This is a genomic window from Streptomyces mexicanus (genome assembly GCF_902506575.1).
Classification (GTDB): Bacteria; Actinomycetota; Actinomycetes; order Streptomycetales; family Streptomycetaceae; genus Streptomyces; species Streptomyces mexicanus.
On sequence record NZ_LR732544.1, the window covers coordinates 2,896,833 to 2,916,844 of the forward strand.

Genomic DNA, 20,012 nt, shown 5'->3' on the forward strand with positions numbered 1-20,012 from the left:
CCACAGCCCCGGTTTCCACTCCCGTCTGAAAGGACCCGCCCATGTCCCTCCACCTCACCAAGGTCACCGCCCGCATCGGCGCCCGCGTCACCGGCGTGGACATCACCCGCCCGCTGGAGCCGGCGCAGGTCGCCGCGATCCGCGAGGCCCTGAACGTCCACAAGGCGCTCGTGTTCGACGCCACCGGCCTGGACGACGCCGGTCAGGAGGCCTTCGCCCGCCACTTCGGCGACCTGACCACCGCCCACCCGACCGTCCCGGCCGTCGAGGGCGCCCCGAACGTGCTGCCCGTGGACAGCGAGCGGGGCCGTGCCAACCACTGGCACACCGACGTCACCTTCGTGGTGAATCCGCCGCAGGCCACCAGCCTGCGCAGCATCACGATTCCGCCGTACGGCGGCGAGACACTGATCGCGAACGCGGCGGCCGCCTACCGGGACCTGCCCGAACCGCTGCGCCGCCTGGCCGACACCCTGTGGGCCGAGCACACCAACGACTACGACTACGCCGTCCCGGACGAGGCGATCGACGAGGAGGAGGCCGCCCGGCGCAGCCGGTTCACCTCGATCCGCTACCGCACCGCCCACCCGGTCGTCCGCGTCCACCCCCTCACCGGGGAGCGCGGGCTGTTCATCGGCGGGTTCGCCCAGCGGATCGTCGGGCTGTCGGTGCCGGAGTCCCGCAAGATCCTGGAGCTGCTGCAGGCGTACGTGACCCGGCCGGAGAACGTGCTGCGCTGGCGCTGGTCGGAGAACCAGCTGGTGCTGTTCGACAACCGGATCACCCAGCACTACGCGATCGACAACTACGACGGCCTGCCCCGCCGCCTGAACCGGGTGACCGTCGCCGGGGACGTCCCGGTGGGCGTCGACGGCAAGGAGAGCTACGCCATCGAGGGCGACGCCTCGCACTACACCACCGTCGCCACGGTCGCGGTGGGCGCGTAACCCGCTGCTCACCCTGCGTGCGGCAGACGTCCGGATAGTGGGCAGCCTTGCCATCCGAGCGGGTGGGCTGCCCACACTGTGGGCACTTTTGCCCCCGTCCCCGTACTGGACACGCCGCGACCATGCCCAGCAGCACCGCCGTCGAGCCGCCCGCGCAGCGGGCGGACGACGCCTCCTTGTCCCACGGTCTCAAGCAGCGCCATCTGTCGATGATCGCCCTCGGTGGCGTCATCGGCGCCGGCCTGTTCGTCGGCTCCGGCGCCGGCATCGCCGCCGCCGGGCCGTCGATCGTCGTCGCCTACGCCCTCTCCGGCATCCTCGTGATGCTGGTGATGCGGATGCTCGGCGAGATGTCGGCCGCCTATCCGTCCTCGGGCTCGTTCTCGGCGCACGCCGAGCGGGCGTTCGGCCCGTGGGCCGGGTTCACGGCGGGCTGGGCGTTCTGGGTGCTGCTGTGCACGGCGGTGGGCCTGGAGGGCATCGGCGCCGCGACCATCGTCACCGGCTGGCTGCCGGGCACGCCGCAGTGGATGTGGGTGGCGCTGTTCATGGTGGTCTTCTGCGGCGCGAACCTGGCCGCGGTGAAGAACTTCGGCGAGTTCGAGTTCTGGTTCGCGGCCCTGAAGGTCGGCGCGATCACGCTGTTCCTGGTGCTGGGCGTGCTGGCGATCGCGGGCGTGCTGCCGGGCACCGACTCGCCGGGCGCCTCGCACCTGACCGACTTCCTGCCGCACGGCGGCCAGGGCCTGATCGTCGGCCTGCTCGCCTCCGTCTTCGCCTACGGCGGTCTGGAGACGGTGACCATCGCGGCGGCCGAGTCGGAGGACCCGGTGCGCGGCGTGGCGAGGGCGGTGCGGACCGCGATGTGGCGCATCGCGCTGTTCTACGTCGGCTCCATGGCGGTCGTCGTCACCCTGGTGCCGTGGAACGCGCAGGAGATCGTCGACAAGGGCCCGTACGTGGCCGCGCTCGACCACCTGGGCATCCCCGGCGCCGGACAGCTGATGAACGTCGTGGTGCTGGTGGCGCTGCTGAGCGCGATGAACGCCAACATCTACGGCTCCTCGCGCATCGCCTACTCGCTGGTGGAGCGCGGCCAGGGCCCGAAGGTGCTGGCGAAGGTCTCCGGCGGGGTGCCGCGCGTCGGGGTGCTGACGTCCTCGGTGTTCGGGTTCGTCTGCGTCCTGCTCAGCTACTGGCGGCCCGACGACGTCTTCCCCTGGCTGCTGAACATGATCGGCGCGGTGATCCTCGTGGTGTGGATCTTCATCGCGGCCTCACAGCTCAAGCTGCGGCGGCGGCTGGAGCGGGAGGAGCCGCAGAAGCTGGTCGTGCGGATGTGGGCGTACCCGTGGCTGACGTGGGTGGCGCTGGCCGGCATGGCGGCGATCTTCGTGCTGATGGCCCGGGAGGCCGGCACCCGGGTGCAGCTGTACTCGACGGGCGGGATGACGCTGTTCCTGGCGGCGGTCGGCTACCTGTGGCAGCGGGCCCGGGAACGCTCCCGCACCTGACCGGCGCCCCGCTCCGCCGACGAGGCCCCCACGGACACGTGGGGGCCTTCTTGTTGCCCGCACCCGGCTTGTTGTTGATAGCTTGTAGTTGCAAGCCTATTGCAATAAGAGCCGGAGGGGACCTCCCATGCCCGTCTACACGCTGCCGGACCTGCCCTACGACTACGCGGCGCTCGCCCCGGTGATCAGCCCGGAGATCATCGAGCTGCACCACGACAAGCACCACGCGGGGTATGTGAAGGGCGCCAACGACACGCTGGAGCAGCTGGCCGAGGCGCGGGACAAGGAGCAGTGGGGCTCGATCAACGGCCTGGAGAAGAACCTGGCCTTCCACCTCTCCGGCCACATCCTGCACAGCATCTACTGGCAGAACATGACCGGCCCGAAGGACGGCGGCGGCGAGCCGCTGGCGGCCGACGGCGTGGGCGAGCTGGCGGAGGCGATCAAGGAGTCCTTCGGGTCCTTCGCCCGCTTCAAGGCCCAGCTGTCCAAGGCGGCGGCCACCACCCAGGGCTCGGGCTGGGGCGTGCTGGCGTACGAGCCGCTGAGCGGCCGGCTGATCGTGGAGCAGGTCTACGACCACCAGGGCAACGTCGGCCAGGGCGCCACCCCGATCCTCGTCTTCGACGCCTGGGAGCACGCCTTCTACCTGCAGTACCGCAACCAGAAGGCGGACTTCATCGAGGCGATGTGGCAGGTGGTCGACTGGCAGGACGTCGCCAGGCGGTACGCCGCCGCGAAGTCCCGCACGGACGTGCTGCTGCTCGCGCCCTAGGGCGTGTTTCGAAAGCAGCGTCGTCCGCCCGGAGGGCGGGGCCCGCGGCGTCTGGCGCGGTGCATCGCAAGGCGGAGGGTCGTCCGCGTACGGGGCGTACGCGGACGAGCCCGACAACGCGGCGAGGTGCCGTGCCAGGCGTCGCGGGCCAGACGGGACTTTCGCAACACGCCCTGGGGGCGCGCCCGAGAACCGCCCTGCCTCGTGATCGTCTTCTCACCCTTTCGCGTGGCAGGCGGACGAAGAGGAGGACCCCCGCGAGGAGCAAGCTCGCGGGGGTCTTCCGGTAGGCGGGGCTCCGGGGCATCGTGACGGGATGCGGACGTACTACTGCCACACCTGCGACGCCGACCAGCCGCACCGCCCGCTGAATGCGGCCGAGGCGGCCGCGCTCAAGGAGCGGCTGGGCCGCCGGAGCGTGCACGAGTTCTGGATCTGCGAGGCCGTCCTGGACGCCGCGACCGGCAGGCAGTGCCGGAACCTGCGCACGGGCGGCAACAAGAAGCCGTTCGACCCGCCCATCAAGCTGCCGGTGCCCGAGTGAGCCGCGCCGGGAACCTCACAGGTTGCTGAAGTCCGGCCCCGCCGTGCGGGTCCGCTTGATCTCGTAGAAGCCCGGGATCGAGGCGACCGCGATGGTGCCGTCCCACAGGCGGGCCGCCTGCTCGCCCTGGGGGGCGGGGGTGACGACCGGGCCGAAGAAGGCGATCTGCTCGCCGTCGGCGCCGGGCAGGGCGATGACCGGGGTGCCGACCTCCTGGCCGACCTTGTCGATGCCCTCCTTGTGGGAGGCGCGCAGCTCGGCCTCGAACTCGAAGTCCTCCTGGTCGGCGTAGTCGACCAGGTCGGCGGGCAGCCCGGCGTCCTTCAGCGCGGCGGCGATGGCCTCGCGGGTCGGACCCTCGCCGCGGTTGTGGAAGCGGGTGCCGAGCGCGGTGTAGAGCGGGCCGAGGACGTCCTGGCCGTGCTTCTGCCAGGCCGCGGTCACCACCCGCACCGGCCCCCAGGCCTTGGTGGCCAGCATCTCGCGGTACTCCTCGGACAGCTGGTCCAGCTTGTTCTCGTTGAGCACCGCAAGGCTCATGACGTGCCAGCGGACCTCGATGTCCCGCAGCTTCTCCACTTCCAGCACCCAGCGCGACGTCATCCAGGCCCAGGGGCACAGCGGGTCGAACCAGAAGTCGACGGGGGTCTTGCCGGAGGCGGTCGCGGCGGAGGCGGTCTCGGACATGGCTCTCCTCGGTATGGGGTCTTTCACACGGCAACGTCGATCGTCACCGGGGGCATTCCCCTGACCGAGGGCATTCCCTACTGCCCCCGGTCAGGGCCCGCATGGCAGGATCGATGCAGTCCACATCCTGAACACGCGTCGAGGGAGTTGCCGCCTGTGCCCGGTGAGAATCTGTCCCGCGAGGAGGCCCGGGAGCGGGCCGCCCTGCTGTCCGTCGACGGGTACGAGGTGTCCCTCGACGTGCGCTCGGCGGTCGGCGACCAGCAGGGAGAGGGGCCGCGCACCTTCCGCTCCGTCACCACGATCCGCTTCCGCTGCAACGAGCCGGGTGCCTCCAGCTTCGCGGACCTGATCGCGCCGAGCGTCACGGCCGTCTCCCTCAACGGCAAGGATCTCGACCCCGGCGAGGTCTTCGACGGCTCCCGGATCCTGCTGGAGGACCTGGCCGCCGACAACGAGCTGGTCGTGGACGCCCAGTGCGCCTACTCGCGCACCGGGGAGGGCCTGCACCGCTTCGTCGACCCCGAGGACGGCGAGGTCTACCTGTACACCCAGTACGAGCCGGCCGACTCCCGCCGTGTCTTCGCCACCTTCGAGCAGCCCGACCTGAAGGCGCCCTTCCGCTTCGAGGTGCGGGCGCCGGAGGACTGGACGGTGTGGAGCAACGGTGTCGGCGAGCGGCACGACGGGGTGTGGCGGTTCGCGGAGACCAAGCCGATCTCGACGTACATCACCTGTGTGGTGGCGGGGCCGTACCACTATGTGACGGACTCCTACGAGCGGGTGCTGAAGGACGGGACCCGGCTGGAGATCCCGCTGGGCGCGCTGTGCCGCAAGGGCCTGGCCAAGCACTTCGACGCCGACGACGTCTTCCTGGTCACCAAGCAGGGCCTGGACTTCTTCCACGACCACTTCGACTACCCGTACCCGTTCGGCAAGTACGACCAGGCGTTCGTGCCCGAGTACAACCTCGGCGCGATGGAGAACCCGGGCCTGGTGACCTTCCGGGAGGAGTACATCTTCCGCGGCAAGGTGACGCAGGCGTCCTACGAGGCCCGCGCCAACGTGATCCTGCACGAGATGGCGCACATGTGGTTCGGCGACCTGGTCACCATGGAGTGGTGGGACGACCTGTGGCTGAAGGAGTCCTTCGCGGACTTCATGGGGGCCTTCTCCCTGGTCGGCGCGACCCGGTTCACCGACGGCTGGATCACCTTCGCCAACCGCCGCAAGGCGTGGGCGTACCGCGCGGACCAGCTGCCCTCCACCCACCCGATCACCGCGGACATCCGCGACCTGCAGGACGCCAAGCTCAACTTCGACGGCATCACCTACGCCAAGGGCGCCTCCGTGCTCAAGCAGCTGGTGGCCTACGTCGGCCAGGACGCGTTCCTGGAGGGCGCCCGCCGCTACTTCAAGCGGCACGCCTACGGCAACACCCGGCTCGGTGACCTGCTGGCGGTCCTGGAGGAGACCAGCGGCCGGGACATGGGCGCGTGGGCGCGGTCCTGGCTGCAGACGGCGGGGGTCAACGCGCTGACCCCGCAGGTGGTGCTGGACGCCGAAGGGCGGATCCAGGAGCTGGCCGTGGTGCAGGAGGCGGCCGAGTCGCATCCCGAGCTGCGCCCGCACCGGGTGGCGGTGGGCCTGTACCAGCGCTCGGCGGCCGGCGCGCTGGAGCGGTACGCGCGCGCCGAGGTGGACGTCGAGGGCGCCCGTACGGTGGTGGCGGAGCTGGCCGGGCAGGACGCTCCGGACCTGGTCCTGGTCAACGACGACGACCTGACCTACTGCAAGATCCGCTTCGACGAGACCTCGCTGGCCACGCTGCGCGCGGACCTCGGCGCGCTCACCGACCCTCTGGCCCGCGCCCTGTGCTGGTCGGCGCTGTGGAACCTGACCCGGGACGCGCTGCTGCCGGCGCGGGACTTCATCGACCTGGTGCTGCGCTTCGCGGGCCGCGAGACCGACATCGGCGTGCTGCAGATGCTGCACGCGTGGGCCGAGTCCGCGCTGGTCCACTACGTGGCGCCCGCCTGGCGGGAGACGGGCGGGCGGGCGCTGGCCGAGGGCGCGCTGGCCGAGCTGCGGCAGGCCGAGCCGGGCAGCGAGCACCAGCTGGCCTGGGCGCGCTTCTTCGCCTCCGTGGCCTCGGCGCCGGCCGACCTGGACCTGCTGAAGGGCCTGCTGGACGGCACGGAGGAGATCGACGGGCTGGACGTCGACCAGGAGCTGCGCTGGGCGTTCTTGGAGCCGCTGGCCGCGCACGGCGTGGCGGACGAGACGGTGCTCGCCGCGGAGCTGGCCCGGGACGACACCGCCTCCGGCAAGCGCCACCAGGTGCGCTGCCTGGCGGCACGGCCCTCGGCCGAGGTGAAGGCGCAGGCGTGGGCGCAGGTGGTGGAGTCCGACGCGCTGTCCAACGCGCTGGTGGAGGCGACGATCGCGGGCTTCGCGCAGTCCTCGCAGCGGGAGTTGCTCGCGCCGTACGCGCAGAAGTACTTCGCGGCGATCGAGCGGCTGTGGGCCGAGCGGTCCATCCAGATCGGCATGGACGTGGTCCGGGGCCTGTTCCCGGCGCTGCAGGACTCGCCCGAGACGCTCGCGGCGGCCGACGCCTGGCTCGCCGCGCACGAGAGCGCGCCGCCGGCCCTGCGCCGGCTGGTGTTGGAGGCCCGGGACGACCTGGCCCGGGCGCTGCGGGGGCAGGAGTGCGACGCCCGCGCGTGAGCCGTCGGGGCGCGCCGGAGGCGGGCGAGCCGTCCGGCGCGCCGCTGCCGCGGTCTGAGCGGTCACCCGATCGGCCCCATCTTTGGCCAAAGGTCGGGCGTCGAGTAACCGTTACAGAGTGACCCGTAACCCCTGGCCCGCCCCGCGCGGACCAGGGGTTTTCGGCATCCGAACACGCGTCCTTTAGTGCGGTGTTGTCCGGATTGTGCAACCGCCTTGTCACAGCGGTTACGGGCCGGACCGGGCGCGGGAACGTCCCGGGCATGAACCACGACACCCCGCTCTCCCCCCGCCCGCTCAGCCACCTGGCCGAGACGCACTGCCGGGTCCTGACCACCGCCCAGCTGCGCGCCCACGGCGTGTCGGCCGCCGAGACCAGCGAGCACTGCCGCCCCGGCGGCCCCTGGCGGCAGCTCCTGCCCGGCGTCTACCTGCTCCACCCCGGCCCACCGACCAGCGCCGACCGGCTGCAGGCGGTGCTGCTGTACGCGGCGCGCGGCACGACGCCCGAGCCGGCACCCGGGGTGCCGGTCCAGCCGACGGCCCGGGAGCCGCGCCCCCCGGCCCGCTCCGAGGTGATGATCACCGGGCTGGCCGCGCTCACCCTGCACGGCTTCGCCGCCGCGCCGCCCCTGCCGGCGCTGGAGAAGATCGACGTCCTGGTGGGGCGGATGCGCCGGCTGCGCTCGGCGGGCTGGGCGCGGATCCTGCGCACCGCCGACCTGCCCGAGCCGGAGACGGTCACCGGCCTGCCGGTGGCGCCGGTGCCGCGCGCCCTGGCCGACGCGGTCGGGCAGCTGACGGACGCGGCCACGGTGCGGCGGCTGCTGACCGAGGCGGTGCGCGGCGGGCACTGCGAGCCGGCCGCGCTGGTCCGCGAGCTGTCCTCGGCCCGGCTGCTGAACCGGCCGCACGTGGTGGACGCGGTGGACTCGCTGCTGGCCGAGGGCCGGTCGATCGCCGAGGACCGGCTGTACCGGATGGTCCGCGAGCACGGGCTGCCCGAGCCGGTGTGGAACGTGGACCTGCGCCTGCCGGGCGGCCCGCACCTGGGCGGCGTGGACGCCTACTGGCCCCAGCAGGCGGTCGCCGTGGAGCTGGACACCCGCGCCCCGCGCCCCGGCCGGCCCGACGACGAGGAGGCGGTGTGGTCGGAGTACGCCCGCAAGCGGGAGCTGCTGGAGCGCCTGGGCATCACGGTCGTCCACCTCACCCCGCGCAAGCTGCGGGACGCGCCGGAGCAGCAGGCCATGGTCGTGCGCACGGCCCTGATGGCCGCCGCCGACCGCGAGCCGGCCGCCTACGTGGTGGTGCTGCCGCGCTGATCCTGCCCGCCGGGGGCGGCCACCCGGCCCGCCGCGGGCCGCTCCCGCCACAGCCGCAGCCCGACGTCGACCAGCCCGACCCGCTGCAGCCGCGGCACCGCCCGCAGCGGGTGCCAGGCGGCCATGTCGGTGGAGCCGCCGGTCTCGTGGCGCAGCTCGCCACCGGTGACGCGGCCCTCGTAGACGATGCGCAGGCCGTGGAAGTCGGCCTGGGCGCCCAGGGGGCGCGGGTAGGTGCGCCGGACGGAGTCGACGCCGAGGAGGGCGACCGGTTCGACGGCGTAGCCGGTCTCCTCCTCGGCCTCGCGCACCACGGTGTCGTAGGGGTCCTCGCCGTGCTCCATGCCGCCGCCGGGCAGCGTCCAGCGGCGGGTGCCGTCGCGGGCGACCCAGCGGGCCAGCAGCATCGATCCGTCCCGCACACACACGGCGTAGGCCGCCACCCGCAGCTCCTCACGCATGAGGAGACGTTACGGCAGCCCGCACCCAGGAGGCGGGCGTTCCGGTGCGAGAGCGGCCGCGCGAGGGCCACCGGCGGCCGGAGCGCGCCGCGTCGGCGCCGGGCACCGAGGCGTACGTCACATCGCCGTATAGGCGCCGCGCGGGTGGGCAGCAAGCGGGCAGCAGCACAGCTTGCGGCCCCGGGCCCCCGCCGGGCCGATTTCTGCGGCTCACCGAGGGTGCGTGCCGCAGGACCGCGAGGTCGCGGGCCGGGCGGGTCCGTCCCACGGGTCGGGCAGGTCACGCAAAGAATTGGACACATGGGCCGGGGTCGGCCGCATGATGGAAAAGCCCCGGTCATGCAAGAGACACAGGTAAGGGAGTCACCGTGAGGGTCGGAATCGTCGGAGCCACCGGTCAGGTCGGCACGGTCATGCGCAGGATCCTCACGGAGCGCGACTTCCCGGTCACCGAGCTGCGGCTGTTCGCCTCGGCCCGCTCGGCGGGCCGGGTCATCGACGGCGTCACCGTGGAGGACGCCGCCCGGGCCGACTACAGCGGCCTGGACATCGTGCTGTTCTCGGCGGGCGGCGCGACGTCGAAGGCGCTGGCCGAGAAGGTCGCCTCGCAGGGCGCCGTGGTGATCGACAACTCCTCCGCCTGGCGCCGCGACCCGGACGTGCCGCTGGTGGTGGCCGAGGTGAACCCGCACGCGATCGCCAACCGCCCCAAGGGCATCATCGCCAACCCGAACTGCACCACGATGGCCGCCATGCCGGTCCTCAAGCCGCTGCACGAGGAGGCGGGCCTTCAGGCGCTGGTCGTCGCCACCTACCAGGCGGTGTCCGGTTCGGGCCTGGCGGGCGTGGCCGAGCTGCACGGGCAGACCCAGAAGGTCGTCGCGGAGGCCGACAAGCTGACCCACGACGGCGCGGCGGTGGACTTCCCCGAGCCGTCCGTCTACAAGCGCCCGATCGCCTTCAACGTGCTGCCCTTCGCCGGCAACCTCGTCGACGACGGTCTGAACGAGACCGACGAGGAGCAGAAGCTGCGCCACGAGTCCCGCAAGATCCTGGAGATCCCCGAGCTGAAGGTCTCCGGCACCTGCGTGCGCGTGCCCGTCTTCACCGGCCACTCCCTGCAGGTCAACGCCCGTTTCACGCGCCCGCTGAGCGTCGAGCGCGCCACCGAGCTGCTGGCCGGGGCGCCGGGCGTGGCCCTCTCCGACATTCCCACCCCGCTGCAGGCCGCCGGGCAGGACCCCTCCTACGTCGGCCGCATCCGCCGCGACGAGACGGTGGAGCACGGTCTGGCCCTGTTCATCTCCAACGACAACCTCCGCAAGGGCGCCGCCCTGAACGCGGTGCAGCTGGCGGAGCTGGTGGCGGCGCAGCTCAAGGCCTGACCCTGCCTTCGGCACGTACGCACTTCGAGTGGGCGGTCACCGCGCGTCGGTGACCGCCCCTTCGCGTCCGCCGCGACGTGGAAGGATGACCGCATCCCACACACAGGAGGAGATGAACGCGTGCCTGGCACAAACCTGACTCGCGAAGAGGCACAGCAGCGAGCGAAGCTGCTCACCGTCGACTCGTACGAGATCGAACTCGATCTCTCGGGAGCGCAGGAGGGCGGCACCTACCGGTCCGTGACCACGGTGCGCTTCGACGTCGCGGAGAACGGCGCCGCCTCCTTCATCGACCTGGTCGCCCCGGCCGTCCACGAGGTGGTCCTCAACGGCGACTCCCTGGACCCCGCCGAGGTCTTCCAGGACTCCCGCATCGCCCTGCCCGGCCTGCTGCAGGGCCGCAACGTCCTGCGGGTGGTCGCCGACTGCGCGTACACCAACACCGGTGAGGGCCTGCACCGTTTCGTCGACCCCGTCGACGACCAGGCGTACCTGTACACGCAGTTCGAGGTCCCGGACGCCCGCCGGGTCTTCGCCTCCTTCGAGCAGCCGGACCTGAAGGCCACCTTCCAGTTCACCGTGAAGGCGCCCGAGGGCTGGACCGTGGTGTCCAACTCGCCCTCCCCGGAGCCGAAGGACAACGTCTGGGTGTTCGAGCCGACGCCGCGCATCTCGACGTACATCACCGCGCTGATCGCCGGCCCGTACCACAGCGTGCACAGCGTGTACGAGAAGGACGGGCAGTCCGTGCCGCTCGGCATCTACTGCCGGCCCTCGCTGGCCGAGTACCTCGACGCCGACGCGATCTTCGAGGTGACCCGGCAGGGGTTCGACTGGTTCCAGGAGAAGTTCGACTACGCCTACCCCTTCAAGAAGTACGACCAGCTGTTCGTGCCCGAGTTCAACGCGGGCGCGATGGAGAACGCGGGCGCCGTCACCATCCGTGACCAGTACGTCTTCCGGTCCAAGGTGACCGACGCGGCGTACGAGGTGCGCGCGGAGACGATCCTGCACGAGCTGGCCCACATGTGGTTCGGCGACCTGGTCACCATGGAGTGGTGGAACGACCTGTGGCTGAACGAGTCGTTCGCCACCTACACCTCCATCGCCTGCCAGGCCTACGCCCCCGGCTCGCGCTGGCCGCACTCGTGGACCACGTTCGCCAACTCCATGAAGACCTGGGCGTACCGGCAGGACCAGCTGCCCTCCACGCACCCGATCATGGCGGAGATCCGCGACCTGGACGACGTGCTCGTCAACTTCGACGGCATCACCTACGCCAAGGGTGCCAGCGTGCTCAAGCAGCTGGTGGCCTACGTCGGCATGGACGAGTTCTTCCGCGGCGTCCAGGCGTACTTCAAGCGCCACGCCTACGGCAACACCCGCCTGTCCGACCTGCTGGGCGCCCTGGAGGAGACCTCCGGCCGCGACCTGAAGACCTGGTCGAAGAAGTGGCTGGAGACGGCCGGCATCAACGTCCTGCGCCCGCGGATCGAGACGGACGGCGAGGGTGTCATCACCTCCTTCGCCGTCCACCAGGAGGCCCCCGCCCTCCCGGCCGGCGCCAAGGGCGAGCCGGTGCTGCGCCCGCACCGCATCGCGATCGGCCTGTACGACCTGGACGGCGACTCCGGCAAGCTGGTGCGCACCGAGCGCATCGAGCTGGACGTCGACGGCGAGCTGACCGCCGTACCGCAGCTGACCGGCCGGCGCCGCCCGGCGGTGATCCTGCTCAACGACGACGACCTGTCCTACGCCAAGGTCCGCCTGGACGAGGAGTCGCTGCGGGTGGTCACCGAGCACCTGGGCGACTTCGAGTCCTCGCTGCCGCGCGCGCTGTGCTGGGCCTCGGCCTGGGACATGACCAGGGACGCCGAGCTGGCCACCCGCGACTACCTGTCCCTGGTGCTGTCCGGCATCGGCAAGGAGTCCGACATCGGCGTGGTCCAGTCGCTGCACCGGCAGGTGAAGCTGGCCATCGACCAGTACGCCGCCCCCACCGCCCGGGAGGCGCTGCTCACCCGCTGGACCGACGCGACGCTGGCACACCTGCGCACCGCGGTGCCGGGCAGCGACCACCAGCTGGCGTGGGCGCGCGCCTTCGCCGCGACCGCCCGCACGCCGGAGCAGCTGGACCTGCTGGTGTCCCTGCTGGAGGGCACGGAGACGATCGAGGGCCTGGTCGTGGACACGGAGCTGCGCTGGGCGTTCGTACAGCGGCTCGCGGCGGTCGGCCGGTTCGACGAGGCGGAGATCGCGGGCGAGTACGAGCGGGACAGGACCGCCGCCGGCGAGCGGCACGCGGCCACCGCCCGCGCCGCCCGCCCCACCGAGGAGGCCAAGGCGGAGGCGTGGGCGTCGGTCATCGACTCCGACAAGCTGCCCAACGCCGTCCAGGAGGCGGTCATCGCGGGCTTCGTCCAGACCGACCAGCGCGAACTGCTGGCCCCCTACACCGACCGGTACTTCGAGGTCCTCAAGGGCATCTGGGAGTCCCGCTCGCACGAGATCGCCCAGCAGATCGCCGTCGGGCTGTACCCGGCGATCCAGGTGTCCGAAGAGACGCTGCGCACGACCGACGCGTGGCTGGAGTCCGCGCAGCCGAACGCGGCGCTGCGCCGCCTGGTCTCGGAGTCGCGGGCGGGCGTCGAGCGCGCGCTGAAGGCCCAGGCGGCGGACGCGGCGGCGGCCGGGGAAGGGCCGGGCAGTACGGCGGGGGGGGGGCGCCCCGCCTGCGCCTGAAGGGGCCGCACCGCGAACTCTGACGGATCCGCCCCGCGTGCACCGCGCGGGGCGGGCCGACGTGCACCGGGCGGGGTGGTCCGGGCCGCCCGCGCGGGCGGCCCCTAGGTGTTCTGTTCGGACAGCCGGTCGGCCGTGGTCCGCAGGGCGTCCAGCACCCGCGCCACGGCGGGCGCGTCCCGCGCGCCCTTGCGGACGGCCGCGACCACGTGCCGGCGCGGCCGGTCCGTGCTCAGCTCGCGCATCACCACACCGTCGCGGCGCACGGCCGCCGTGCGCGGGACGAGCGCCACCCCCATGCCGGCCTCCACCATCGCCAGGATCGCGGTCCAGCCGGCCGCCGAGTGCCCCTGGTGGGGGCTGAATCCGGCCGCCTCAGGCCGCGCGGGTGATGTCCGACCAGGGTCCGCTGCTCCCGAAGATCCACGCCTCCGCCGCCAGATCGGCCAGGCGCAGCCCGGCCGCCGCCGCCAGCGGACGGTCCGGCGGCAGGGCGACGTCGAGCGGGTCGGCCAGCAGCGGCACCCGCGTGAAGGCCGGGTCCGCGGCGCTCGGGGCGTGCGCCGCCAGCGACAGCGCGAGGTCCACCTCGCCGCCGGTCAGCAGGTCGTAGGCCTCGCCGGCCTCCGCCTCGCGCACCCGCACCGACACCCCCGGATGCGTGGCGCGCAGCGCCCGTACGGCCGGGACGACCAGCGCGGGAACCGCGGTGGAGAACGCCCCGACGCGCACCTCGCCCGCCTCACCGCGCCGATACGCCGCCAACTCCGCGTCCGCGCGCTCCAGTTGCTCGAACACCGCCTCGGCGTGGCGCAGCACCAGCCGGGCCGCGTCCGTCAGCCGCACCCGCCGGCCGTGGGCCTGGAGCAGTTCCACGCCGAGCTGGGCGGAGAGGTTCGTCAGCTGCTGGGAGACGGCGGACGGCGTCGTCCGCAGCGCCTCGGCAGTCGCGGTGACGGTCCCCTTCTCCCGCAGGGTGCGCAGGATCCGGAGCTTGCGGATCTCCCATTCGGCCATGCCGCGCAACCTATACGGGCCGCGGGCCGCCCCGTCTCACCCGCCGGACGGGACCGCCGGGGCAGGCGGGGCGGGCGGGGCGGTCACGGTGACGGTGACGACCGCCGCCACTCCCTCGACGCGCACGGCGCCGGCGTCCCGGTCGCACAGCACGGCCGCGTCCAGCCGGCCGAGGGTCACCCCCGGCTCCGCCGGCGTCACGGTGCCCGCCAGGGCGATCAGGACGACCTGCTCGGTGGGGCGCGGGTCGAGGTGGAACCCTTCCCGGACGATGCGGACGTGTGCCGTGGCCCGGGTGCGCCGCGTCATCACGTTGAGATCGACGAGGGGACCGCCGAGCAGCCGGCAGGTGGTCTCCGCGTCCCCGGGGAAGGCGAAGGGCCGGTAGGGCGCGGCGAGGGTGTGCGGGGTGCCGTCGACCGTGAGTTCCATGCCCGGGCCGTCGACCACGGTGATGATCCGGTCCACGCCGGGGAAGGCGGAGAACGGCCCGCCCCGCGCGACCTCGGCCAGGGACACCCGCCAGGTGAAGTCGTCCAGTCCGGCTCCGTCCGGGCCGGCGGCGACCTCCCGGGTCACGCCGCCGCCGTTCTTCCAGGGCGTCACCGTCCGGTCGCCGGCCCGCAGCACGCGCGATGCGCTGATCAACGTCGTTCTTCCTTCCTCACGCGTTTCCGGTCCCGCCCGTTCGCGGTCTGACGTGTTCCCGGGCTCACGCGCGGGTGTCCGCCGCGGCCGGTGCGGACCCGCTCGCCGCGCCCTCGGCTCCGCCGGCCTCGGCCTCCTTCGCCCCGGCGCCGGGTGCCGGAAGGCCGGGTGCCGGAAGAGACGCCCCGGGGCGCCCGCCCAGGACGTACGCGCCGGCCAGCAGCGCCAGCCAGACCGCGCCGACGACGAGGGCGATCCAGGTGCTGCCGGAGAAGGCCAGCAGGACCAGCACGCCGACCATGAAGGCGATCGCCACGATCTGCCCGTACGGCCAGAAGGGGACGGGGAACTTCAGTGCCGCCGCCTGCCCCGGCGTCATCCGGCGGCGCGCCGCGACCTGCGTCAGCAGGATCATCAGCCAGACCCAGACGGTGGCGAACGTCGCGATCGAGGAGATCACGAGGAAGACGTTCTCCGGCATGACGTAGTTGAGCACGACCCCGACCAGCAGGGCGGCGATCATGATGGCCACGGTCGTCCGGGGCACGCCGCCCCGGGAGAGCCGCTGCATGACGGGCGGGGCCTGGCGGCGCTCGGCCATGCCGTACATGATGCGTCCGGCGGCGAAGATGTCGCTGTTGATGGCGGACAGCGCGGCGACGATGACGACGACGTTCAGCACGGCGGCGGCCGACTTCACCCCCAGCGAGGCGAAGATCTCCACGAACGGGCTGCCGGCGCCGGTGATGTGCTGCCAGGGGTTCAGTGACATGATCACCGCGAGGGTCAGGACGTAGAAGAGCACCACCCGCAGCGGGATGGAGTTGACCGCGCTCGGGATCGCCTTCTCCGGGTCCTGCGCCTCGCCGGCGGTGACGCCGATGATCTCGGTGCCGCCGAAGGCGAACATCACCACGGCGAAGGAGACGACGAAGCCGTGGGCCCCGTGCGCGAAGAACCCGCCGTTGGTCCAGAGGTTGGAGATGCCCGCGTGGTCGGCGCCGCCGATGCCGAGGACGAGGATCGCCGCACCGGCGATGATCATGGCGACGATGGCGGCGATCTTCACCAGCGAGAGCCAGAACTCCAGCTCGCCGAAGACCTTGACGCTGAACAGGTTCATCGCGCCGACGACGAGCACCACCGCCAGCACCCAGATCCAGCGCGGCACGCCGGGGAACCAGAAGCCCATGTAGACGCCGAACGCCGTGACGTCCGCCAGGCAGACGATGACCATCTCGAAGGCGTACGTCCATCCGGTCACGAAACCGGCCAGCGGGCCGAGGTGCTTGGTGGCGTACTCGCCGAACGACCCGGCGCACGGATCGCTCACGGCCATCTCGCCCAGCGAGCGCAGCACCAGGAAGACGGCCGCCCCGCCGATCAGATACGCCAGCAGGACCGCGGGCCCGGCGGTTCTGATGGATTCGGACGACCCGTAGAACAGGCCGGTGCCGATCGCGGAACCCAGGGCGATGAACCGGATGTGCCGGGAGTTGAGTCCCCTGCTCAGCGTCGCCTTATCGGTCAAGAGGTGCCCTCCTTGGGGACAGCGGTGTCCCGGACGGGGTGGGGGGAGGCGTCGGCCGCACCGGCTGGCGACGCGCTCAGGCCATCGAGGGACCTGTATATTCCTGTATATACAGGCGGGTCAAGGGGTGGATCAGCCGGCGGACCGGGGGGACCTGACGCACCGGGCCCCTGAGCGCGCCGGGTCCCTGGGGTCAGTGGGTGTCGAAGGCGCCTTCGAGGCGGTACCGGGAGCCGGGGTGCAGCAGCCGCGCGATGCTGATCAGCGCGCCGCCCGACCAGGTGCGCCGGTGGATCAGCAGGCACGGCTGGGACGGCGCGACGTCGAGGATCGCGCATTCCTCGGCGGACGGCAGCACCGCTTCCACGATGTGCTCGCCCCGGCCCAGGGGCGCGACCTCGGAGAGGAAGGTGAAGGGCGTGCGCCGGGTGAAGTCCTGCTCCAGATAGCCCGGGGCGAAGTCCGGGTTGACGTAGCGGTCCTCCAACTGCACGGCCACGTCGTCCTCGTAGTGCACCACCCGGGAGCGGAAGACGGTCCGGCGCGCGCCGAGGCCGAAACGGGCGCTGATCTCCGCCCCCGCCTCCTCCTCGGCCAGGGACAGCACCCTGGCGTGGTGGCGGTGGCCGCGGGAGCGGATCTCGTCGGCGATGTTGTGCACCTCGACCAGGGCGGAACTGCCCTTGCGCGACGCCACGAAGGTGCCCACGCCCATGACGCGCCGCAGCAGGCCCTGCGTGCTCAGTTCCCGCAGCGCCCGGTTGACGGTCATACGGGACAGGCCGAGCGACTCGACGAACTGGCTCTCGGAGGGCAGCGCGTCGCCCTCACGCCACCGGCCGCTGGTGATCTGCTCGGTCACGAGGTCCTTGACCCGCTGGTAGGCGGGAGCCGAGCCGGGCGTCCGCTCCTGGTACAGGCGGGCGAGGTCCGCCCCGTCCACGGCCACGTCCACCGTCCTCGTCACCCGTCGATCCCCCGGCCCGCCCGGTCGAGGGCGCTCTCACCGGGAATTCTAGGGCGTGCTTCGAAAGTAGCGAGTCGGGTTGGGTGAGGTCACCGTCGCAATGGAGGACCTGGTGCGTCCATCGAAAGTTTTCGAGTGGTTCTTTCAGGAGAACTGAACGATCTGCGCAAGCGCGTCCGCCCGGACGTCTGTCAGCCCACGTGGGCGGCGAGCGCGGTCTCGACCGCGGCCGGGTCGGCCGTGTCCGCCGCCCAGGCCGCGTAGCCGTCGGGGCGGACCAGCAGCACGGTGCGGCGGTCGCTCGCCCAGCGCTGCGCGGTGAGCCGGCCCGCCCGGTCCGGCCCGACCTCGTGCGCCCACGGCGCGATCAGCACGAACCGGCCGCCGCGCAGCGCCTCGTACAGCCGTCCGCCGCCGGCCAGGGCGACGTCCGGGATCCGCGCCCCGACCAGGCGGTGGGCGCCCCGCGGGGCGGCGTACCTGTACCCGATGCCGGTGACCTGGCCCACCGCGACGCGGCGGACGGGGCCGGCCGTGGTGAGGAGCGTGGCGAGCGCCGTGCGCACGGCCCGGGTCCAGGGATGCCTGGCCATGGCCAGGCGCACGATGCCGCCGCTGCTGCGCAGCACTGACCTGCCCACCGGATGGCGTTCGGCCTGGTAGGTGTCGAGCAGCGTCTCGGGGGCGTGGCCGCCGAGGACCTGGGCGAGCTTCCAGCCGAGGTTGGCCGCGTCCTGCAGGCCGGTGTTCATGCCCTGGCCGCCGGCCGGGGTGTGCACGTGGGCGGCGTCACCGGCGAGGAAGACCCGGCCGACCCGGTAGGCGGGGGCCTGGCGTTCGTCGCTGTGGAAGCGGGACATCCAGCGGGCGTCGTGCATGCCGAAGTCGCTGCCCAGGGCGAGCCGGGTGGTCTCCCGGACCTCCTCCAGATCCACGGGCGCGTCGTCGGGGACCTGGCGGTCCCGGCGCCAGCAGATGACGCGGTGGTAGCCGTCGCCGAACGGTGCGAGGAAGGCGAAGGCCTCCCCGACGGCACCGACGGTCAGCAGCGCCTTCGGTGGCTCGGTCAGCCGTACGTCGGCCAGCGCCACGGAGCGGATCACCGAGCGCCCCGGGAACGGCAGCCCGACGGCCTCGCGCACCGTACTGCGCATCCCGTCCGCGCCGACGACGTACGCCGCGCGCAGCCGCCCCGGCCGGCCGTCGGCCGCGCGGACCTCGACGGTCACGCCGTCCGCGTCCTGGGCCAGGCCGGTGACCTCGCTGTCGTGGCGGAAGTCCACCCCCGCCTTCACCGCGCGGCGGTGCAGGGCCTTCTCCACCTCGTACTGCGGCAGCACCAGCACGTGGGGGAACCGGGAGGGCAGCGCGCTCAGGTCGAGAGCCAGCCGGCCGAAGAGCTGGAGCCGGCCGAGGCGGCGGCCGACCGCCTCCAGCTCGTCGGCCAGGCCGCGGGCGTCGAGTTGTTCCAGGCTGCGGGCGTGCAGGACGAAGGCGCGGGAGAGGTTGCTGATCCGGTCCGGGCGCTTTTCGAGGAGGGTCACGGACAGGCCGGCCTCGGCGAGGTCACCGGCCAGCAGCAGCCCGGTGGGGCCGGCCCCGACGACGATCACGGAGCGGGTGCCTTCTCCGGCGCTGTCGGGGGTGTTGGTGGGGGTGGTCATGGAAGCCTCCTCGGAGCCGAGGGTCCGCCGACCGGCGTGTGCCGGGCGGCGCCTGCGGGGGCGGTGCATGCCGGGCGGCGCCTGCCGGGCCAACGACGGTTGGCCAACAGATGGTGGCCAACACGTGGTGGCCTAGAGGGGGTGGCCGACCCGATGGCCAACGACTGCTGGCCAACGGTTGTTGGTCAACGCTTGTTGACTAAGCTAGTGACCCCTCCTGGACGTGTCAACGGGTGTTGGCCTACGTTTGTTGGCATGCCAGACTCCGCCGCGCCCTCGCCCTCCGCCTCCGCCCCCGCTTCCACCCGCGCCTCCCGCCGCTCGGACGCCACCCGTGCCGCCATCCTCGCCGCCGCCCGCGAGCGCTTCGCGGCGGACGGCTACGAGCGGGCCACCATCCGGGCGATCGCCCGGGACGCCCAGATCGACCCGTCCATGGTCATGCGCTACTACGGCAACAAGGAGAGCCTGTTCGCGGCGGCCGTCAGTCTCGATCTGCACCTGCCGGACGTGACGGCCCTCCCCCGTGAGCAGGTCGGATGGACCCTGGTGGCGCACTTTCTGCGGCTGTGGGAGGACAACGAGGAGCTGACCGCGATCCTGCGGGTCGGCGTGACCAACCCGGCCGGGGCCGAGCGGACGCGCCAGGTGTTCCGGGACCAACTGCTGCCGGTGGCCCGGGTGGTGTGCCCGGACCCCGAGCAGGTCACGATGCGGGCGGCGCTGTGCGCGGCGCAGTTGCTGGGGCTCGCCCTGACCCGCTACGTGCTGCGGTTCCCGGGGACCGTCGACCTGAGCCACGAGGAGATCCTGGCGTGGCTGGCGCCCACCGTTCAGCGGTACTTGACCGCCCCCTGCCCCTGCCGGTTCGGGCGACAGGGGGTGACCTCCACCCCCGGGGGACGGAAAGGGGAGGCGGAGGGGTGCGGGAACCCACGGGCGGTCGCAAGCAGCCCGAACGCGGCGAGGGCGCCGGCCTCGCCTCCGTACGGCACGGTGTGCGTACGTGCGGCGGGGTCGGCGCCCTCGGCACAAGCGTCGGTCGGCGCGCCCTCGGGCGGTGCCGGTCCTGCGC

Annotated in this window: 14 protein-coding genes and 2 pseudogenes; 9 read left to right on the forward strand and 7 right to left on the reverse strand. The window is 72.5% G+C overall.

What is annotated here, in order from left to right; translation table 11 throughout:
• Positions 1-41 precede the first annotated feature (41 nt).
• The 4 genes from GV126_RS12945 to GV126_RS12960 all read left to right on the forward strand — a co-directional run bounded on the left by GV126_RS12945 (position 42) and on the right by GV126_RS12960 (position 3,780).
• Positions 42-947 carry a TauD/TfdA dioxygenase family protein gene (locus tag GV126_RS12945; protein ID WP_159665852.1) on the forward strand — a complete coding sequence of 302 codons (906 nt, stop codon included), beginning with the start codon at positions 42-44 and terminating at the stop codon, positions 945-947.
• A 122-nt stretch (positions 948-1,069) separates the two neighbouring features.
• Complete coding sequence (locus tag GV126_RS12950; RefSeq protein ID WP_159665855.1) at positions 1,070-2,461, forward strand: amino acid permease; 1,392 nt, start codon at positions 1,070-1,072, stop codon at positions 2,459-2,461.
• Positions 2,462-2,588: 127 nt separating this feature from the next.
• On the forward strand, positions 2,589-3,236 hold the full coding sequence (locus GV126_RS12955; RefSeq protein WP_159665857.1) for a superoxide dismutase: 648 nt from the start codon (positions 2,589-2,591) through the stop codon (positions 3,234-3,236).
• 316 nt (positions 3,237-3,552) lie between these two features.
• Complete coding sequence (locus tag GV126_RS12960; protein WP_028422087.1) at positions 3,553-3,780, forward strand: hypothetical protein; 228 nt, start codon at positions 3,553-3,555, stop codon at positions 3,778-3,780.
• Between the two features lie 15 nt (positions 3,781-3,795).
• On the opposite strand, the gene GV126_RS12965 is transcribed toward GV126_RS12960, so the two are convergent.
• Positions 3,796-4,467, reverse strand: coding sequence for a mycothiol-dependent nitroreductase Rv2466c family protein (locus tag GV126_RS12965; RefSeq protein ID WP_159665860.1), 672 nt, complete (start codon positions 4,465-4,467; stop codon positions 3,796-3,798).
• Between the two features lie 156 nt (positions 4,468-4,623).
• On the opposite strand from GV126_RS12965, the gene pepN (GV126_RS12970) reads away from it, so the two are divergent.
• On the forward strand, positions 4,624-7,197 hold the full coding sequence (pepN, locus tag GV126_RS12970) for an aminopeptidase N (protein WP_159665862.1): 2,574 nt from the start codon (positions 4,624-4,626) through the stop codon (positions 7,195-7,197).
• Between the two features lie 263 nt (positions 7,198-7,460).
• Positions 7,461-8,522, forward strand: coding sequence for a hypothetical protein (locus GV126_RS12975; RefSeq protein ID WP_159665865.1), 1,062 nt, complete (start codon positions 7,461-7,463; stop codon positions 8,520-8,522).
• Here GV126_RS12975 and GV126_RS12980 read toward each other — a convergent pair.
• Positions 8,498-8,983 carry an NUDIX hydrolase gene (locus GV126_RS12980; protein ID WP_159665867.1) on the reverse strand — a complete coding sequence of 162 codons (486 nt, stop codon included), beginning with the start codon at positions 8,981-8,983 and terminating at the stop codon, positions 8,498-8,500. The genes GV126_RS12975 and GV126_RS12980 overlap by 25 nt on opposite strands.
• Positions 8,984-9,351: 368 nt before the next feature.
• On the opposite strand from GV126_RS12980, the gene GV126_RS12985 reads away from it, so the two are divergent.
• Positions 9,352-10,368, forward strand: coding sequence for an aspartate-semialdehyde dehydrogenase (locus GV126_RS12985; protein WP_159665870.1), 1,017 nt, complete (start codon positions 9,352-9,354; stop codon positions 10,366-10,368).
• A 120-nt stretch (positions 10,369-10,488) separates the two neighbouring features.
• Positions 10,489-13,110 (forward strand): aminopeptidase N, encoded by a 2,622-nt coding sequence (gene pepN / locus GV126_RS12990; RefSeq protein ID WP_159665872.1) that lies wholly within the window; start codon positions 10,489-10,491, stop codon positions 13,108-13,110.
• A gap of 104 nt (positions 13,111-13,214) precedes the next feature.
• Here pepN (GV126_RS12990) and GV126_RS12995 read toward each other — a convergent pair.
• The 5 genes and pseudogenes from GV126_RS12995 to GV126_RS13015 all read right to left on the reverse strand — a co-directional run bounded on the left by GV126_RS12995 (position 13,215) and on the right by GV126_RS13015 (position 18,937).
• A pseudogene (locus GV126_RS12995) lies at positions 13,215-14,127 on the reverse strand (LysR family transcriptional regulator).
• A gap of 36 nt (positions 14,128-14,163) precedes the next feature.
• Positions 14,164-14,775, reverse strand: a complete 612-nt coding sequence (locus GV126_RS13000; RefSeq protein ID WP_236569974.1) for a HutD/Ves family protein — start codon at positions 14,773-14,775, stop codon at positions 14,164-14,166.
• 64 nt (positions 14,776-14,839) lie between these two features.
• Positions 14,840-16,306, reverse strand: coding sequence for an amino acid permease (locus GV126_RS13005; protein WP_159665875.1), 1,467 nt, complete (start codon positions 16,304-16,306; stop codon positions 14,840-14,842).
• A gap of 193 nt (positions 16,307-16,499) precedes the next feature.
• Positions 16,500-17,273, reverse strand: coding sequence for a histidine utilization transcriptional repressor HutC (gene hutC, locus GV126_RS13010; RefSeq protein WP_236569975.1), 774 nt, complete (start codon positions 17,271-17,273; stop codon positions 16,500-16,502).
• A gap of 191 nt (positions 17,274-17,464) precedes the next feature.
• Positions 17,465-18,937 carry an FAD-dependent monooxygenase gene (locus GV126_RS13015; protein ID WP_159665877.1) on the reverse strand — a complete coding sequence of 491 codons (1,473 nt, stop codon included), beginning with the start codon at positions 18,935-18,937 and terminating at the stop codon, positions 17,465-17,467.
• A gap of 255 nt (positions 18,938-19,192) precedes the next feature.
• Between GV126_RS13015 and GV126_RS13020 the strand changes: the two are divergent.
• Positions 19,193-19,798 (forward strand): annotated as a pseudogene (locus GV126_RS13020) (TetR/AcrR family transcriptional regulator); the annotation flags it as partial.
• Positions 19,799-20,012: the final 214 nt, after the last annotated feature.

What these genes read in the sequence shown, in the direction of transcription:
- GV126_RS12960 (WP_028422087.1), top strand. Translation starts at nt 3,553, where the DNA reads ATGCGGACGTACTACTGCCACACCTGCGACGCCGACCAGCCGCACCGC.
- GV126_RS12965 (WP_159665860.1), bottom strand. Translation starts at nt 4,467, where the DNA reads ATGTCCGAGACCGCCTCCGCCGCGACCGCCTCCGGCAAGACCCCCGTC.
- GV126_RS12975 (WP_159665865.1), top strand. Translation starts at nt 7,461, where the DNA reads ATGAACCACGACACCCCGCTCTCCCCCCGCCCGCTCAGCCACCTGGCC.
- GV126_RS13015 (WP_159665877.1), bottom strand. Translation starts at nt 18,937, where the DNA reads ATGACCACCCCCACCAACACCCCCGACAGCGCCGGAGAAGGCACCCGC.
- GV126_RS12955 (WP_159665857.1), top strand. Translation starts at nt 2,589, where the DNA reads ATGCCCGTCTACACGCTGCCGGACCTGCCCTACGACTACGCGGCGCTC.
- GV126_RS12945 (WP_159665852.1), top strand. Translation starts at nt 42, where the DNA reads ATGTCCCTCCACCTCACCAAGGTCACCGCCCGCATCGGCGCCCGCGTC.
- GV126_RS12980 (WP_159665867.1), bottom strand. Translation starts at nt 8,983, where the DNA reads ATGCGTGAGGAGCTGCGGGTGGCGGCCTACGCCGTGTGTGTGCGGGAC.
- GV126_RS12950 (WP_159665855.1), top strand. Translation starts at nt 1,070, where the DNA reads ATGCCCAGCAGCACCGCCGTCGAGCCGCCCGCGCAGCGGGCGGACGAC.